The organism is Clostridioides sp. ES-S-0006-03, assembly GCF_020662275.1.
Lineage (GTDB): Bacteria > Bacillota > Clostridia > Peptostreptococcales > Peptostreptococcaceae > Clostridioides.
Map to the genome: position 1 here is coordinate 141,060 of NZ_JADGMM010000006.1, position 19,387 is coordinate 160,446.

Consider the following 19,387-nt stretch of genomic DNA (forward strand, 5'->3'; position numbering starts at 1 on the left):
GAATTTAAGAAATGAATAAGAAGAATATAGCAATAGCTATGTCAGGATTAACAGTGTTAGCTTCGGCAGCACCTGTATTTGCTGAGGTAGCAACTGGGCAAGAAGGATATACAGTATCACAAAAAGATTATAAGAAAGTAATAAAACAACTTCAAGATGGTATAAAGAAAAATATTATAACATCAATTGTTGTTTATTTTGATGGAAGTAAAGTTACAACTGTGACTGTTGCAGGGGATGAAACTGCAAGAGCAAAACTAGCTGACGATTTAAATAATGCAGTAGAAGGAAAATTAGATAGCTTAGGTGATGGTAAGTTTGTAGATTTTGAAATAAACTACAATAAAGGAATAGAAGAATATTCAAAAAGTGAATTAGAAAATTATAAAAAATTATTAGATAATAAAATTGTAATTGCTAAGGCTAATGCAAGTAATAAGGGAGCAGTAAAAGAAAAAGCTGGTGCTACTGATGAAGCAGAAGCAGCAGACAATGATATTAAAGGTTCTGATTTATATACTACTGAAGTTGTAGCAGATGCAGATAATGGTGGATATAAGCTTACTATAACTCCAAAAACAATAAGTGATGTAAAATATGGGGAAATAGGTTCTGGTAAGTATGCAACAGCTGTAGCTATAACAGCAAAAGGCACAGAAGCTTTAGTAAAAGGTAAAACTTTAGATATTTCTGCCTCTTATGAACTTACTGAATCAAGTGGTGATGTGTCAGGATTTTCAATGACTAATACAACTCCAACTCCAGATTCAGAAAAAGTTAGAATTGTAAATGCAAAAGAAATAACAATAGACCTTGATGCAAGTTCATATGAATCTGCTGAATCTCTAGCTAAGAAATATGTATTTAAAAATGCTGGATTACAAGGAATATATGATCAAATAGAAGCTGGAAATATAGAAAGAGTTAATGGTAAGTATCAAGCTGTAGTATTTGCAGATGGGAAGAGATTAAATACTTTATCAGCTGCAAAAGCAACAATTGCAGATCCAGATTCTTCAGCTAAAGTAATAATTAAAGCTGATAAATTAAAAGATTTAAAAGATTATATAGATGATTTAAAAATGTATGATAATGGATACTCAAATTCTACAAATGTTTCAGGAGATGATAGAATTGAAACTGCAATAGCATTAAGTGAAAAATACTACAATTCAGATGATGATAATGCATTATTTGAAAATGAAGTGAATAACATAGTTTTAGTTGGTTCAAATGCTATAGTTGATGGCCTTGTAGCGTCTCCTTTGGCAGCAGAGAAGAAAGCACCTTTATTATTAACATCAAAAGGTAAACTAGATACTAATGTTAAGTCTGAAATAAAAAGAGTTATGAATTTAAAAAATACGACTGGTGTAAATTCTACTAAAAAAGTTTATTTAGCTGGTGGTGAAAACTCTATATCTAAAGATGTTGAAAATGAATTAAAAGATATGGGACTTAAAGTTACAAGATTATCTGGTGATGATAGATATGCAACTTCATTAGAAATTGCTGATGAAATAGGTTTAGATAATGATAAAGCTTTTGTTGTTGGTGGAACAGGTTTAGCAGATGCTATGAGTATAGCACCAGTTGCTTCTAAATTAGATGGTGATGATGCTACTCCTATAGTAGTTGTTGATGGAAAAGCTAAAACTTTAAGTACTGATGCTTCTGACTTCTTAGGAAGTGCACAAGTTGACATAATAGGTGGAGAAAATAGTGTATCTAAAGACATTGAAAGAGATATAGATGACGCTACTGGAAAAGCTCCTGAGAGAGTAAGTGGTGATGATAGACAAGCTACTAACGCTGAAGTTATCAAGAACACTGATTATTATAGAAAAGGTACAGTTAAGAATTTCTTCTTAGCTAAAGATGGTTCTACTAAAGAAGATCAATTAGTTGATGCCCTATCAGCAGCAGCAGTAGCAGGAAACTTTGGAAGTAAGTTTAGTGCTACTGGAAGTACAGATGCAAGTAAACTTAGCTCAGCTCCAATAGTATTAGCTACAGATTCATTATCTTCTGACCAAAGTGTAGCAATAAGTAAGGCAATTGGTGATAATGATGGTGAAAATTTAGTTCAAGTTGGTAAAGGTATAGCAACTTCAGTTGTAACTAAACTTAAAGATTTATTAAATATGTAATTAAAATTTTATATAACAAAAAGACTCTTCAATGAAGAGTCTTTTTTATTGTTGTAATATTTATCAAATAAAAAACTCTTAACAACTGTTTTAATAATTGTTAAGAGTTTTTTATTTGTAGCAATTAATATGTGAGAAATACTTAAATAAAAAGATGTTTGATTATTTAAGTAAAATCATTATACTATAATTTAAAATAATTGTCTACTATTATGACTTTTTAATGTATAATAGTAATTGGACAATAGAAAAGGAGGTACTTATATGTCAGTTATAGATGCGATACTTGACAAAGCAGATGAACAAGAAATAAAGAAATTAAATGTTATAGTAGATAAAATAGATGCACTAGAAGATAGTATGGAAAACTTATCAGATGAAGAATTAAAAAATAAAACAACAATATTCAAAAATAGGCTAAAAAAGGGAGAAAGTTTGGATGATATACTTCCAGAAGCATTTGCTGTGGTGAGAGAGGTATCAAAAAGAAAATTAGGAATGCGTCAATATAGAGTTCAATTAATTGGTGGTATAGTAATACATCAAGGAAAGATAGCAGAAATGAAAACTGGGGAAGGTAAAACTTTGGTTGAAGTAGCACCAGTATATTTAAATGCTCTTACAGGTAGCGGTGTACATGTAATAACAGTAAATGATTACTTAGCAGAACGTGATAAAGAACTTATGCGACCTGTTTATGAATCTCTTGGGATGACAGTGGGAGTAATTATAGCTAATCAAGAACCAAATACAAGAAAAGAACAATATAAATGTGATATAACTTATGGGACAAATAGTGAATTTGGATTTGACTATTTAAGAGATAACATGGTACCAGATTTGTTTCATAAAGTACAAAGGGAATTAAATTTTGCTATAGTGGATGAGGTTGACTCAATATTAATAGATGAAGCTAGAACCCCACTTATTATTGCAGGTGATGGAGACGAAGATTTAAAACTTTATGAGTTAGCAAATAGCTTTATAAAAACTGTTAAACAAGAAGACTTTGAGATAGATAGAAAAGATAAAACGATAGCATTAACAGAAATTGGTATAAGCAAAGCTGAGTCATTTTTTGGTATAATAAATCTTACTGATATAAAGAACATAGAATTATATCATCATATAAACCAAGCATTAAGAGGTCATAAGCTTATGGAAAAAGATGTTGATTATGTTATATCAAATGGCGAAGTGATGATAGTTGATGAATTTACAGGAAGAGTAATGGATGGAAGAAGATATACAGATGGGCTTCATCAAGCTATAGAAGCTAAAGAAGGTGTTGAGATAAAAAATGAGTCTAAGACTATGGCTACTGTAACTTACCAAAATTTCTTTAGGCTATATGAAAAACTTTCTGGGATGACTGGCACTGCAAAAACAGAAGAAGGGGAATTTGAGTCAATTTATAAACTAAATGTTGTTCAAATACCAACTAATAAACCAGTTATTAGGGCTGATTTACATGATAAAGTATTTAAAACAGAAGAAGAAAAATATAATGCTGTTATAGAAGAAATAATAAGAATACATAAGACTAGACAGCCAATCCTTGTAGGAACAGTTTCTGTTGAAAAGTCAGAGAAGATATCTAAAATGCTTAAAAAACAAGGTATCAAGCATCAAGTATTAAATGCAAAACAACATGATAAAGAAGCAGAAATAATATCTAAAGCTGGTAAATTAAATGCTATAACGATTGCTACAAATATGGCAGGTAGAGGAACTGATATTTCTTTAGGTGCAGGAGATAAAGAAGAGGAACAAAAAGTTAAAGATTTAGGTGGTCTTTATGTTATAGGGACAGAAAGACATGAATCAAGAAGAATTGATAATCAGCTTAGAGGACGTTCTGGTCGTCAAGGAGACCCAGGTACATCAAGATTTTTTGTAAGTCTTGAAGATGATGTAATAAAACTTTATGGTGGAAAAACTATAGAGAAACTTATGAATAGAACGAGCTCAAAGGAAAATATAGCTATTGAAAGTAAAGCACTTACAAGAGCTATAGAAAGAGCACAAAAAGGTGTAGAAGGTAAAAACTTTGAAATAAGAAAAAATGTGCTTAAATATGATGATACTATTAATGAGCAAAGAAAAGTTATATATAATGAAAGAAATAAAGTATTAAATGATGAGGATATCCAAGAAGATATTCAAAAAATGGTTAAGGACATTATACAAGAAGCAGGAGAAACTTATTTAGTTGGAAGAAAAAGAGATTATTATGGATATTTTAAACATTTATATAGTACATTTATGCCCGCAGATACATTACTAATACCTGGTATAGATAAAAAAAGTGTTCAAGATATAGTTGATACTACTTATGAAATTTCAAAAAGAGTATATGACTTGAAGAAGATGATGATTGGTATTGATAAGGTTGCAGAGTTGGAAAAGACAGTTCTTTTAAAAGTGGTTGACCAATACTGGATAGACCATATAGATGCTATGGAACAGTTAAGACAATATATAGGTCTTAAATCTTATGCACAAAAAGATCCATTTAAAGAATATGCTTTAGAAGGATATGATATGTTTGAAGCTTTGAATAAAAATATAAGGGAAGCAACAGTACAATACTTATATAAATTTAACTAAAAAACATTAATAAAGTATTTGACTTTTTATATTCTAATTACAATTGAATAATTAAATATATACAAATGAAAAAGAAGCTGAAAATCAGCTTCTTTTTCTGTGTGAGAAATACGGAAAAAAGAGATGCTTGAAATTTCTTTCTTCCATTTAATATTATACTATAAAGAAGATGAAAAGTCTATTAGTTATAAACTGGATTAAAAAAAAAAATTACAATTTTGTTACTTTTTTGTATACACAAATATTTATAAAATAAAGCACTAAAAGGAATTTTATAGTGAATGGTTAATTATTACAATACATCCTATTTATTGAAATAATGTCAGATATATATTATAATTGGTAAATAAGGAAAAATTGATAAAAAACTGAATTTTTTAGGGGGAAAATACCATGAATAGAAAAAATCTTTCAGTAGTTATGGCAGCTGCAATGATAATTACATCAGTAGCTCCAGTTTTTGCTGCGGAAACTACACAGGTAAAAAAACAAACAATAACTAAAAAAGAAGCTACAGAATTAGTTTCAAAAGTTAGAGACCTAATGTCTCAAAAATATACTGGAGGTTCTCAAGTTGGACAACTAATATATGAAATAAAAGTTGGTGAAACTTCATCACAATTAAAAATAATAACTAATATAGATGAGTTAGAAAAATTAGTAAATGCTTTGGGAGAAAATAAAGAACTTCTTGTAACTATAACAGATAAAGGGCATATAACAAATAGTGCAAATGAAGTAGTTGCTGAAGCAATTGAAAAATATGAAAACTCAGCAGACCTTTCAGCTGAAGCTAATTCTATAACAGAAAAAGCTAAAACTGAAACTAATGGAATTTATGGAGTTGCAGATGTAAAAGCTTCATATGACAGTGCTAAAGACAAACTAGTTATAACTTTAAGGGATAAAAAAGAAACAATAACTTCTAAAACTATAGAGGTAAGTATTGGTGATGAAAAAATTGATTTAGTAGCAAATCCAGTTGATTCAACTGGAACAAACCTAGACCCATCTGTAGAAGGATTTAAAGTAAATAAAATAAATAAGTTAGGTCTAGCAGGAACTAAAGACATTGCTGATGCTAAATTAGCTGAAATAACTATAAAAAATAGTGACCTAAATACAGTTTCACCACAAGATTTATATGATGGATATAGATTAACTGTTCAAGGGAATATGGTAGTAAATGGTACATCAAAATCAATTAGTGATATTTCAGAAAAAGATTCAGAAACAGGAAAATATAAATTTACTGTTAAGTATACTGATGCATCTGGAAAAGCGATAGAACTTACTGTAGAAAGCACTAATGAAAAAGAGTTAAAAGATGCTAAATCAGCATTAGAAGGAAATTCAAAAGTTAAATTAATAGCTGGAGACGATAGATATGCAACTGCAGTAGCTATAGCAAAACAAACAAAATACACTGATAATGTAGTTATAGTTAATTCAAATAAATTAGTTGATGGGTTAGCAGCTACACCACTAGCTCAATCTAAAAAAGCTCCTATATTATTAGCATCTGATAGTGAAATACCAAAAGTAACTTTAGATTATATAAAAGATATAATTAAGAAAAGCCCATCTGCTAAAATATATATAGTAGGTGGAGAGTCAGCAGTATCAAATACAGCTAAAAAGCAATTAGAATCAATATCTAAGAATGTTGAAAGATTAGCTGGAGATGATAGACATACAACTTCTGTAGCAGTAGCAAAAGCTATGGGCTCTTTTAAAGATGCATTTGTAGTAGGTGCAAAAGGGGAAGCTGATGCTATGAGTATAGCTGCAAAAGCTGCTGAACTTAAGGCTCCTATAATAGTAAATGGTTGGAATGATCTCTCAGCAGAAGCTATCAAGTTGATGGATGGAAAAGAGATTGGCATAGTTGGTGGTTCTAATAATATATCTAGCCAAATTGAAAATCAACTTGTTGATATTGATAAAGATAGAAAAGTGCAAAGAGTTGAAGGAGAAACAAGACATGATACTAATGCTAAGGTTATAGAGACATACTATGATAAATTAGATAAATTATATATAGCAAAAGATGGATATGGAAATAATGGTATGCTAGTAGATGCATTGGCAGCAGGACCTCTAGCAGCAGGTAAAGGTCCAATACTTCTAGCTAAAACTGATATAACAGACTCACAAAAAAATGCTCTTGATAAAAAATTAAATCTTGGTGCAGAAGTAACTCAAATAGGTAATGGAGTTGAATTGACAGTAATACAAAAGATATCTAAGATACTAGGTTGGTAATAACTTATACTGTGGAAAAGATTCCTTAATAAACAGAGGAATCTTTTTCTATAGTTATGCTGTTTATTGTAAATTATAACATTTTATGAAATAGGAGGATATAGTAGTGGTAGATGCAACTTTATTTTTTACACCACATCAAGATGATGAAACCTTAAGTATGGGTAGTGCCATAATTGAACATGTTGAAAAAAGTGATACACATGTTATATTATGTACAGATGGTAGCAAATCAATAATAAGAAAAGTATTAGATGATGGAGGGTCTTGTTCTTATCATATTAAAGATGTACATAAGTATTCTCTATCAGAAAGTGAATTTTCAAAAGATAGAGATGAAGAATTTAAGGATAGTTGTGAAGCAATGGGTGTAAAAGAAAGTAATATACATATAGAAGATAATAGAGCTCATGATGGTGAGCTAAATAAAGAAAAAGCAAGGGAAATAATTCTTAAGTACTTAAAAAAATATCCAGATGCAAAAGTAAAGACTGTTACTCCGTTTAAGGCTAGTGGAATACATGAAGACCATAGAGCATTAGGAGAAGCTGCATTAGAGTTATATAAAGAAGGTAAAATAAAAGACTTAAGATTTTATGTAGAACCATATGACTACAACGATTTTAAAAAAGTTAATCCAAATGTAGAAGTATGGGAGGTATTACCTAGCCAAGAAGAGAAGTTATTAAGTGCAATGAATTCATATAAGAAATGGAATCCAGAAAGTGGACATTATGCTATAGGATACCATTCAGTAAAATCTCACTTTGATGAATTAGCTACAAGTAAAATACAGTATGTACATGCTCCATAAAATATTATTAAAGAATTAGGAGGCAAGAATTAATGAAAATATCAAAAAAGATAGTGTCATTATTAACTATAACATTTTTATCTATTACATTGTGTGGAAATACATCTAATGCGTCTACAAAAGATACACTAACAGGCTCTGGTAGATGGGAAACTGCAATAAAAATAAGTCAATCTGGATGGACAAAATCTGATAATGTAGTATTGGTAAATGATAATTCAATAGCAGATGCTTTATCAGCTACTCCATTTGCAAAGGCAAAAGATGCACCTATATTATTAACTCAAAGTAATAAATTGGATGATAGAACGAAAATAGAACTAAAAAGGTTAGGGGTAAAAAATGTATATTTAATAGGAGGAACAAATACATTAGATGTTAATGTAGAAAAACAGCTGAAAGCAGAAAAGATAAGTTTTGATAGAGTATCAGGAAATAATCGATATGAAACTTCTCTAAAGTTAGCTGAGAAATTAAGCAAAGAAGAGGAAATTTCTAATATAGTTGTGGTTAATGGAGAGAAAGGTTTAGCAGATGCAGTTAGTGTAGGTTCTGCAGCAGCTCAAGAAAATATGCCAATTATACTTTCTGATACAACAACTGGGATAAAAGATGCAGAAAAATTTATAAAAGAAAAAAATATAAAAAAATCATATATCGTAGGAGGTATATATTCTGTTTCTGATTCTGTAGAACGAAGTCTACCTAATTCTAAAAGAATAGCTGGGAATAATAGAAATGAAACAAATGCAAAAGTTATAGAAGAGTTTTATAAAAATACAGATTTAAAAAATGTATATATAACTAAAGATGGTATGAAAAAGCAAAGTGACTTAATAGATTCTTTAGCAGTAGGGGTTTTGGCAGCTAAGAATAGCTCACCAGTTGTTTTAGTAGGAAATAAACTTGATTTTACTCAAACTAATGTACTAAATACTAAGATTATTAAAAATATTGTTCAAGTTGGCGGACTGGGGAATGAAAATGCTGTGGAAAGTATAATTGATTCACAAGAAGAAACCACATATACAGTTAAAAATACTGATGAATTAAATGTTGCCATCAAGAAATCAGATGCTAATGATACTATAAAGTTTAAGCCTGAAAAAGAAAAAAATATCACTGAATCTTTTAAAATAGAAACAGATAAATCTATAAGCATAGAGTTGGAAGGTAAATATACTCAAACAATAAGTATAAATATGCCAAATGGTAGCATAACTAATATTGGAGATGTAGATGGTACCATAAAAATAATGGATATTAAGTCTAGTACGTTGGTTAATAAGGGAGAAATAAATTATCTTGATATTTATGATAATAATGGATGCAGAGTTGAAAATGAAAGAGATGGAGATATATGGTTAGTAACTATATCTAATGAATCTAAAGATGTACATATAGAAAATGATGGAGATATAAGTAAAATATCTAATAGTTGTTCTAGTGTAACAATAAAAAATTCAGGAAATATTGATACTTTAAGTGGAAGTAAAGAGATAGCAATAAGTGGGTCAAAGCCGAAAGTTGACGATACAGATAAAGATGATGAAAAAGCTAGTGGTATAAATGTTAAAGTTGAGCCTTGCTCTATACCTAAAAGAGATTATGTAAAAGTTAAAATAGTTACTGAGCCTAAAAATTCAAATTATAAAATCTACTATAAAGTAGTTTCTAAAAAACCCACATCTAAATATGTTGGAGATAAAATAAAAGTAAGTGAGTGGGATGATGCACCTTATTCAGGTACATCATTTGAAGTTGAAGCAAGAAATGGGTTTTATATAGAAGCTGTTGAGATAAATACTTCAACAAATAAAATTTCTAAATGGGGTAGGTCAGATTCAACAGATGATGGTTTTAAATCAACAGAAGTGGCAAAAGGTTTGAGTGCAAATGTATTTATAGATGGTGATAAGGTTGAACTAACAACAACAAGAGCAAATTCTGGATGTGAAATTTACTATAGAATTACATCTAGTAAACCAACAGCAATGAATGTTGGAAGTAGTATTACTTTATCTAGTTGGGAAAAAATTAGTTCCATTAGTTTAGAATTAGAATCTTCAGAAGTAAATGGAAAATATGTTGAATTAGTAGAGTTAGAAAATTCTACTGATTTAGTAACAAGATGGGGTACAACTGAAAAAATAGTTACACCAAGTTCTAATATATAAAGAGATAAAGTAGTCTGACATATGTGTAGACTACTTTATTTTTTTCTAAAAATTATCATCTTACTAAATAAATAATTCAAAACTATAACAACTACATTAGTAAAGACTTTCACTATAATATCATTTACAAATAGCAAATCAATCATTAAATACATAATAACCATTTCTATAATACCAGAAATCAACCTAAAACTAACAAAAGACAAAAATTCCTTAAATAAGAACTTTAACTCAACTCTTCTACTTTCAAACACAAAAAACTTATTAGTAACATAAGCAAATAAAACAGCAAGTATCCATGCCAAAGCATTTGCAACCATAAAATTAAATGAAATAACTCTAGTAAAAAATAAATAAGAAACTATATTTACAAGGGTAGTAAATGCTCCAAAAAATAAATATAATATTGTCTCCTTATGCTTTTTAAAAATCAAATATAACCCTCCCAAACTAATCAGATATAACTATTCTTGAAGATTCTAACATATTTTAGTATAACATATCCATTAATTAATAAATCAACACATTATAAAATATCATAAAAAATAAAATTATAACATTATACAATTAATATACACCTACAATCCATATTTTATCAAAATAAAATATGACCTCGATTTAGAAATCTGATATAATAAAAATTAAATACATACAAGGGGGTAAATATGAGAAAGTACAAATCAAAAAAATTGTCAAACCTACTGGCATTGTTGACAGTTTGCTTTTTAATAGTGTCAACAATACCTGTCTCAGCAGAAAACAATAAAACTCTAGATGGAGTAGAAACTGCAGAGTATTCTGAAAGCTATCTTCAATATCTAGAAGATGTCAAAAATGGAGACACAGCAAAATATAATGGAGTAATACCAGTTCCACATGAAATGGAAGGTACAACACTTCAAAATAAGGGAAGAAGCAGTCTTCCATCATCATACAAAGCAAGTGCAGCATACAATCCAATGAACTTAGGATTGACTACACCAGCAAAAAATCAGGGAGACCTTAATACATGCTGGGCATTTTCTGGTATGTCAACTTTAGAATCATATTTAAAGTTAAAAGGATATGGAACTTATGACCTTTCAGAAGAACACTTTAGATGGTGGTCAACTGGTGGAACACATGGATGGAACTTAACAGATATGACAGGTAGTTCAAATGTAACAGCTATAGGATATTTGACAGCATGGGCAGGGCCTAAATTAGAAAAAGATATACCATATAATCTTAAATCTGAAGAGCAAGGAGCAACTAGACCTTCAAATATGGATACTGCACCTACACAATTTAATGTGACAGATGTTGTACGTCTTAATAAAGACAAAGAAACTGTAAAAAATGCTATAATGCAATATGGCTCAGTGACATCAGGGTATGCTCATTATTCAACATATTTTAATAAAGATGAAACAGCATATAACTGTACAAATAAACGAGCAACTTTAAATCACTCTGTGGCAATTGTAGGATGGGATGATAATTATTCAAAAGATAACTTTGCTTCAGACGTTAAGCCAGAATCAAATGGAGCATGGCTAGTAAAAAGTAGCTGGGGAGAGTTCAATTCTATGAAAGGGTTCTTCTGGATTTCTTATGAAGATAAAACTCTACTTACAGACACAGATAACTATGCAATGAAATCAGTATCAAAACCAGACAGTGACAAAAAAATGTATCAACTTGAATATGCTGGTCTTAGCAAGATAATGTCAAATAAAATAACAGCAGCAAATGTATTTGATTTTAGTAGAGACTCTGAAAAACTTGACTCAGTTATGTTTGAAACAGACTCTGTAGGAGCAAAATATGAAGTATATTATGCACCAGTAGTAAATGGAGTTCCTCAAAACAACTCAATGACAAAACTTGCAAATGGAACAGTATCATATTCTGGATACATAAATGTACCTACTAACTCTTATAACCTACCAAAAGGAAAAGGAGCAATAGTAGTAGTTATAGACAACACAGCAAATCCTAATAGAGAAAAATCTACTTTAGCATATGAAACTGATATAGATGCATATTATTTGTATGAAGCTAAAGCAAACTTAGGTGAAAGTTACATACTTCAAAATAATAAATTTGAGGATATAAATACATATAGCGAGTTCTCTCCTTGTAACTTTGTTATAAAAGCTATAACAAAAACATCTTCTGGACAGGCTACTTCAGGAGAATCTTTAACTGGAGCTGACAGATATGAAACAGCAGTTAAAGTTAGTCAAAAAGGATGGACTTCTTCACAAAATGCAGTACTAGTAAATGGAAATGCAATAGTGGATGCTTTAACAGCTACACCATTTACAGCAGCAATTGATTCTCCAATTCTTTTAACAGGAAAAGATAACTTAGATTCAAAAACTAAGGCAGAGTTACAAAGATTAGGAACTAAAAAAGTTTATCTAATAGGTGGAGAAAATTCTCTAAGTAAGAATATACAAACTAAACTTAGCAATATGGGCATATCAATAGAGAGAATTAGTGGTAGTGATAGATACAAGACTAGTATATCATTAGCTCAAAAGCTAAATAGTATAAAATCTGTTTCACAAGTTGCAGTGGCAAATGGTGTCAATGGACTTGCAGATGCAATAAGTGTTGGTGCAGCAGCTGCTGACAACAATATGCCAATAATACTTACTAATGAAAAGAGTGAGTTACAAGGGGCTGATGAGTTTTTAAATTCATCAAAAATAACTAAGTCTTATATAATTGGTGGTACAGCTACTTTATCATCAAGCTTAGAAAGTAAGCTTTCAAATCCAACAAGACTTGCAGGAAATAATAGAAATGAAACTAATGCTAAGATAATAGATAAGTTCTATACTAATTCAGATTTAAAATATGCTTTTGTTGTTAAAGATGGTTCAAAGAGTCAAGGTGACTTAATAGATGGACTAGCAGTAGGAGCATTAGGTGCTAAAACTGATTCACCAGTAGTTCTAGTTGGAAATAAATTAGATGAAAGTCAAAAAACTGTACTTAAATCTAAGAAAATAGAAACTCCAATTAGAGTTGGTGGAAATGGAAATGAAAGTGCTTTTAATGAATTAAATAATCTTTTAGGAAAATAATAATGTTAAATGTTTTATAGTTTAAAAAATATTTAATATTGCTTTAAAAATATATAAAGGAAATAAGCCCTAACCGTTAATATGGTTGGGGCTTATTTCTTGAGAAATTTTTATAGATAAAAATGTAATAATTTTAAACTGTAAAATAGTGTAAAGATATTCTATAATATAATATAGTAAGATTTTAAACGAAATAAGGGGGTAATAAAATGAAAGCACCAAAAACTATTTTAACAATATTGACAATAGCGCTTACTTTAAGTGGGATTTCTATAACTTCATCATATGCACTTACAGAGGAAAAATTAATAGGTGAAGGGAGATATGAAACTGCTGTAAAGATAAGCCAAAAAGCATATAGTTCTAGTAATAATGCTGTATTAGTCAATGATAGCTCTTTGGCTGATGCTCTTTCAGCTACACCATTTGCAAAATCTAAAGGAGCTCCAATACTTTTGACAGAAAGCAATAAACTGGATGATAGAACCAAAACAGAGCTAAAGCGTTTGGGAGCTAAGGATATTTATTTAATTGGTGGGACTGCTGTGTTAAACAAGGATATAGAGAATCAATTAAAAAGTGATGGATTAAATGTAGAAAGAATTAGTGGTAATGATAGATATGAAACTTCATTACTTTTAGCAAATAAACTAAAAGATATTAAAGATGTTAAGGAGGTAGCTGTTGTAAATGGCGAAAAAGGGCTAAGTGATGCTGTAAGTGTTGGGGCACCTTCTGCTCAAAATAATATGCCTGTAGTATTATCTAGTCCAAAGAATGGAGTAGAAGCATTTGAGAAATTTATAAAAGATGAGAAAGTTATAAAGGCATATGTAATTGGAGGTACAAATTCTGTTTCAAGAGCTGTAGAAAAAAGCCTCCCTAATGCAGAAAGATTGAGTGGAAAGGATAGAAATGAAACTAATGCCAAGGTTATAGAAAAGTTTTATTCTGATGTAGATTTAAACAATCTATATGTAACTAAAGATGGAAGTAAAAATGAAAATCAACTTATTGATTCATTGGCAGTTGGAGTATTGGCAGCAAAGAATGAATCACCTGTTGTTTTGGTCGGTGATAAACTAAATACAAAGCAAAGGGATATACTTAGTACTAAAAAATTAAGTACTGTAACACAAGTTGGTGGAAATGGAAATGAAGAAGCTTTTAATGAAATTAAGACTTTACAAGATAAAACTATCTTTGAAGCTAAAACCGTTGAGGAATTAACTAATATGATAAATATTGCAAGTCCTAATGACATTATTAACTTTAATCCAAAAGAGGATACTGTAAATGAAGCTTTTAGAATGATAACAAATAAGCCAATAACTGTGAATATAAAAGGTGATTGTTCAAAGACTATCACTATTGATATGCCTAATGGTGAGGTAAATAACTATGCTACTTTAGTAAATGTTATAGTGAGAAATATTGGAGAAGGTGGATTTAACAATCATGATACAATAACTATATTGTCAGTTCGTGACAAAAATGGTAGAGTTATAGAAAATACTAGAAATTCAGATATAGAAACAATGATGATATTGGCATCTGCTAATGATACAAAATTGATTAATGATGGTTATATAGGAAAGCTTATAGATAACTCATCTAATAGTGACATCACTAATCATGGTACTATAGACAAAAAAGTAAATCAGGTTGAAGATTTAGAAGCTAAGGTTGATTCAATTGAAAAAGCTATAGATTCTATAAGCCAGAAAATTAATAAGATACAAGATATATTAGATAAACTTGGATTTCTAAAGAAATTTCTTAACTAAAAAGATGTATATTTAAGAAAGCTATATTTTATATTTATATTTGAAAATATATAGTTAGATTGATTCATAGCTAAAGATAAATATACAATTAAATCTTGGGGAGGTAATATGGAGAGTGGATTTGAAAGTAAATTAGATACAAAAATTATGAAAAATAGAGTTAAATCAATTGATATAATAAGAGGGCTATCAATAGCCCTCATGATAGTTTGCAATAATCCTGGGACTTGGATGAGAATGTATCCACAACTTAGACATGCTATATGGCATGGTGTAACACTTGCAGATTTTGCATTTCCTTTCTTTGTTATATCCTTAGGTGTTACAATTCCAATATCAATAAACAGTAAACTAAAGAATAATAAATCTACAATACGAATAATACTAAGTATATTTAAGAGAAGTATTTTACTAATGTTGTTTGGATTTTTCTTAAATTACCTAGGAAATCATGACTTAAGTACTGTAAGAATACTTGGGGTGCTTCAACGTATGGGATTAGTATACCTTGTAACTAGTCTAGTGTATTTACTACTAAAAAAACTGAATGTAGGAAGCACTGCAACTATAATTACTTTCTTATGTATATCTGCATTTATCATAGTGGGATATTATATAGTGGCAAAACCATATGGATTTGAGCTAGAAGGTTCTCTTGCACAATTAGTGGATTTCCATTTTTTCAAAGGACATTTGTACAAGCCAGAGTTTGAACCAGATGGATTTTTAACGAGTATAGTAGCAATTTCTTCAGGTATGTTAGGCTGTACTATGGGGTGTGTACTTCTAAAAGAAAATATAGGACAGTATAAAAAATTCTTTAAAATATTAATTATGAGTATCATTTTACTTATATGTGCTTTTGCTTTTAATCAATATTTTCCATTTAATAAGAGATTATGGTCAAGTTCATTCGTACTTTTAATGGCTGGAAGTTATGGTATTTTATTGGCGATATTTTACTTTATATGTGACATCAAAAATAAAAGCAAAATATTTACTCCAATAATAGCACTTGGAAGTAGCCCTATTTTTACATATATGTGTCTTGAAATATTGAGCCATGTGTTTTGGAATTTACCAAAACTTACTGATAAAGTAGATTATCCTACTACTTTGGTGGAATGGACTACATATGAATTTATAACACCTTGGGCAGGTACAACATGGGATTCTCTTGTATTTTCTCTCTTGTATGTATTGTTTTGGGTTATAATAATGTCGTTTATGTATAAAAAGAAAATATTTATTAAAATTTAATGTAGTGTTTTGTTTAAAAAAATATTTATTCAATTTGTTTAAATATGCAGAAATTCTCAGTTATAATCCAGTTTTTCCCTAGCGAAAATTAAAAAAACATGCCATAAAAGATTACAAAAAGATTACAATTTGTAATCTTTTGTGCTATAATGAAAAAAGATTTACATAATATTGAATTTATGTAATATAAAACAAGTTCAAGAAGAATTAAATAAGAATTAAATAAGATTTAAAGATCTAAAAATCTAGGGGGGATACGATGAAAAAGAGAACAAAATTATTAGCAACAGGAATGTTGTCTATAGCAATGGTGGCACCAAACGTGGCTTTAGCAGCGGAAAATACTACTGCAAATACAGAATCTAATTCAGATATTAATATAAATTTACAAAGAAAAAGTGTTGTGTTAGGAAGTAAATCGAATGCAAGTGTAAAGTTTAAAGAAAAATTAAATGCTGATTCAATAACATTAAACTTTATGTGTTATGATATGCCACTTGAAGCTACTTTAAATTACAATGAAAAAACAGATACATATGAAGGTGTAATAAACTATAACAAAGACCCAGAATACTTAAATGTATGGGAACTTCAAAGCATAAAAGTAAATGGTAAAGATGAACAGAAGGTTTTAAATAAAGAAGATTTAGAATCTATGGGATTAAATCTTAAAGATTATGATGTTACACAAGAGTTTATAATAAGTGATGCTAACTCAACAAAAGCAGTGAATGAATATATGAGAAAAACTTCTGCACCAGTAAAAAAACTTGCAGGAGCTACTAGATTTGAGACAGCAGTTGAGATAAGTAAACAAGGATGGAAAGATGGAGCTAGTAAGGTTGTAATAGTTAATGGAGAACTAGCAGCAGATGGAATCACAGCTACTCCACTTGCTTCTACATATGATGCACCAATATTACTTGCAAATAAAGATGATATACCAGAAAGTACAAAGGCTGAATTAAAACGTCTAAACCCAAGTGATGTAATAATCATAGGTGATGATGGTTCAGTTTCACAAAAGGCAGTATCTCAAATAAAATCTGCTGTAGATGTAAATGTAACTCGTATTGGTGGAGTTGATAGACATGAAACATCTTTACTTATAGCAAAAGAAATCGATAAGTATCATGATGTTAATAAGATATATATAGCAAATGGATATGCTGGTGAGTACGATGCTCTTAATATTTCATCAAAAGCAGGTGAAGACCAACAACCTATAATATTAGCTAATAAAGATTCTGTACCAGAAAGTACATATAATTGGCTATCTTCACAAGGTTTGGAAGAAGCTTACTACATAGGTGGAGACCAAAGTCTATCATCAAAACTTATAGACCAAATATCTAAGATAGCAAAAAATGCAACTTCAAAAAACAGAGTATCTGGAGCTGATAGACATGAAACTAATGCGAAGGTAATTAAGACTTTCTATCCAGATAAAGAATTGAGCGCAATGTTAGTTGCAAAATCTGATATAATAGTTGACTCAATAACAGCAGGACCTTTAGCAGCTAAGTTGAAATCTCCAATACTTATAACTCCAAAAACTTACGTTTCTGCATACCATAGTACAAACTTATCAGAAAAAACAGCAGGAACAGTATATCAAATTGGTGATGGAATGAAGGATAGTGTTATAAGTTCTATAGCATCTAGTTTATCAAAACACAATGCACCAACAGAACCAGAAAATCCAGGTTCAGCAGCAGGAAAAACTGTAGTGATAGACCCAGGTCATGGGGGTTCTGACTCAGGAGCAACAAGTGGATTAAATGGTGGAGCTCAAGAAAAGAAATATACTCTTAATACAGCACTAGCAACTACTGAATATTTACGTTCAAAAGGTATAAATGTTGTTATGACTAGAGATACAGATAAAACAATGGCTTTAGGAGAAAGAACGACATTATCAAACACTATAAAGCCAGATTTATTTACAAGTATACATTACAATGCATCTAATGGAGCTGGTAATGGTGTGGAAATTTTTTACAAAGTAAAAGATAAAAATGGTGGAACAACTAAGACTGCTGCATCAAATATATTAAAAAGAATATTAGAGAAATTTAATATGCAAAATAGAGGAATCAAGACAAGAACACTTGCTAATGGAAATGATTACCTATATGTATTAAGAAACAATAAATATCCTGCAATACTTGTAGAATGCGCATTTATAGACAATAAGAGCGACATGGATAAGTTAAATACAGCAGAAAAAGTAAAGACAATGGGAACTCAAATTGGAATAGGAATAGAAGATACAGTAAAATAAAATAAAAAATATTAAAGCAAAATATATCATCTCCTGTTATAATGTAAAATATAGCAAGAGATGATATATTTTTGCAAAGAATCAAATTGTTTACAATGACGTTTATTGTATTGATAAACTTCTCATTATTGAGTATAATATAGAAATAAGTCAAAAATAAGATAGAAATACGTTGAAATTAAGAATTTAAAAATTTTTTATTCCAATATGGAGGTAACTATGTCTGGATATACTAATGATGAATGTGAAATACCTAAAGTTACAAGCTATCCAGGGGCAGATAAAGAAATTGCAAGTGAGATTGACTATAGCATAGTAAAAGGCACAGTGTTGTTTGACTTGTACCAAAGAGTTGTGGATTTAGTTTTATCTATATTAGGACTTGTAGTAGGTTTACCTTTAATAGCAATATTTGGAATTCTTATTAAAATAGAGGACAAAGGACCAATAACTTATAAGCAAGAAAGACTAGGAAAATGCGGGAGAAGATTCTATATATATAAATTGAGATCTATGAGAACAGACGCAGAAAAATTTGGCGCACAATGGGCTGAAAAAGATGATCCTAGAATAACTAAGGTTGGAAAGTTTATTAGGAAAACTAGAATTGATGAGATTCCACAGCTGTTTAATATATTAAAGGGGGACATGGGCTTAATAGGTCCTAGACCAGAGAGACCAAACTTTACTGTTCAATTTAATGAGGAAATACCTGGATTTATCAACAGGCTTGCTATAAAACCTGGACTTACAGGTTGGGCACAAGTAAATGGTGGATACGAAATCACTCCTGAAGAAAAACTTAAAGAAGATATTTACTATATAAAAAATAGGAGTATATTACTTGACTTTAAGATACTCTTTAAAACTGTTAAAGTAGTATTGACAGGAGACGGAGCTAGATAATTTTAAAATATTAGATTATTAATCAATGAAAAAGCTCTTTAAAAAAGAGCTTTTTTA

At 29.9% G+C, this 19,387-nt stretch carries 11 protein-coding genes; 10 read left to right on the forward strand and 1 reads right to left on the reverse strand.

Features of this window, described 5'->3' with window-relative positions; all coding sequences use genetic code 11:
- Nucleotides 1–11 precede the first annotated feature (11 nt).
- From slpA to IR151_RS10330, 5 genes are all read left to right on the forward strand, one after another.
- Nucleotides 12–2,150, forward strand: coding sequence for an S-layer protein SlpA (gene slpA / locus IR151_RS10310; RefSeq protein ID WP_227434441.1), 2,139 nt, complete (start codon nucleotides 12–14; stop codon nucleotides 2,148–2,150).
- 264 nt (nucleotides 2,151–2,414) lie between these two features.
- Nucleotides 2,415–4,760, forward strand: a complete 2,346-nt coding sequence (secA, locus tag IR151_RS10315) for a preprotein translocase subunit SecA (RefSeq protein ID WP_227434442.1) — start codon at nucleotides 2,415–2,417, stop codon at nucleotides 4,758–4,760.
- A gap of 393 nt (nucleotides 4,761–5,153) precedes the next feature.
- A complete protein-coding gene (locus IR151_RS10320) occupies nucleotides 5,154–7,025 on the forward strand; it encodes a cell wall-binding repeat-containing protein (RefSeq protein ID WP_227434443.1) in 1,872 nt (623 codons plus the stop codon).
- Nucleotides 7,026–7,131: 106 nt separating this feature from the next.
- Nucleotides 7,132–7,839, forward strand: coding sequence for a PIG-L family deacetylase (locus tag IR151_RS10325; protein WP_227434444.1), 708 nt, complete (start codon nucleotides 7,132–7,134; stop codon nucleotides 7,837–7,839).
- 32 nt (nucleotides 7,840–7,871) lie between these two features.
- On the forward strand, nucleotides 7,872–10,016 hold the full coding sequence (locus tag IR151_RS10330) for a cell wall-binding repeat-containing protein (protein WP_285894942.1): 2,145 nt from the start codon (nucleotides 7,872–7,874) through the stop codon (nucleotides 10,014–10,016).
- A 35-nt stretch (nucleotides 10,017–10,051) separates the two neighbouring features.
- Here IR151_RS10330 and IR151_RS10335 read toward each other — a convergent pair whose 3' ends face one another.
- Nucleotides 10,052–10,450 (reverse strand): GtrA family protein, encoded by a 399-nt coding sequence (locus IR151_RS10335; RefSeq protein WP_227434445.1) that lies wholly within the window; start codon nucleotides 10,448–10,450, stop codon nucleotides 10,052–10,054.
- A 231-nt stretch (nucleotides 10,451–10,681) separates the two neighbouring features.
- On the opposite strand from IR151_RS10335, the gene IR151_RS10340 reads away from it, so the two are divergent.
- The 5 genes from IR151_RS10340 (at nucleotide 10,682) to IR151_RS10360 (ending at nucleotide 19,330) form a co-directional block, all read left to right on the forward strand.
- Nucleotides 10,682–13,093: a cell wall-binding cysteine protease Cwp84 gene (locus tag IR151_RS10340; protein ID WP_227434446.1), complete on the forward strand. Its 2,412-nt coding sequence runs from the start codon at nucleotides 10,682–10,684 to the stop codon at nucleotides 13,091–13,093.
- Nucleotides 13,094–13,302: 209 nt separating this feature from the next.
- Nucleotides 13,303–14,880, forward strand: a complete 1,578-nt coding sequence (locus IR151_RS10345) for a cell wall-binding repeat-containing protein (RefSeq protein WP_227434447.1) — start codon at nucleotides 13,303–13,305, stop codon at nucleotides 14,878–14,880.
- A gap of 108 nt (nucleotides 14,881–14,988) precedes the next feature.
- On the forward strand, nucleotides 14,989–16,140 hold the full coding sequence (locus IR151_RS10350) for a DUF5009 domain-containing protein (protein ID WP_227434448.1): 1,152 nt from the start codon (nucleotides 14,989–14,991) through the stop codon (nucleotides 16,138–16,140).
- Between the two features lie 259 nt (nucleotides 16,141–16,399).
- Entirely contained in the window at nucleotides 16,400–18,424 is a 2,025-nt protein-coding gene (locus tag IR151_RS10355) for an N-acetylmuramoyl-L-alanine amidase (protein ID WP_227434449.1), read from the forward strand.
- 219 nt (nucleotides 18,425–18,643) lie between these two features.
- Nucleotides 18,644–19,330, forward strand: a complete 687-nt coding sequence (locus tag IR151_RS10360; RefSeq protein WP_227434450.1) for a sugar transferase — start codon at nucleotides 18,644–18,646, stop codon at nucleotides 19,328–19,330.
- The last annotated feature ends 57 nt before the right edge of the window (nucleotides 19,331–19,387 follow it).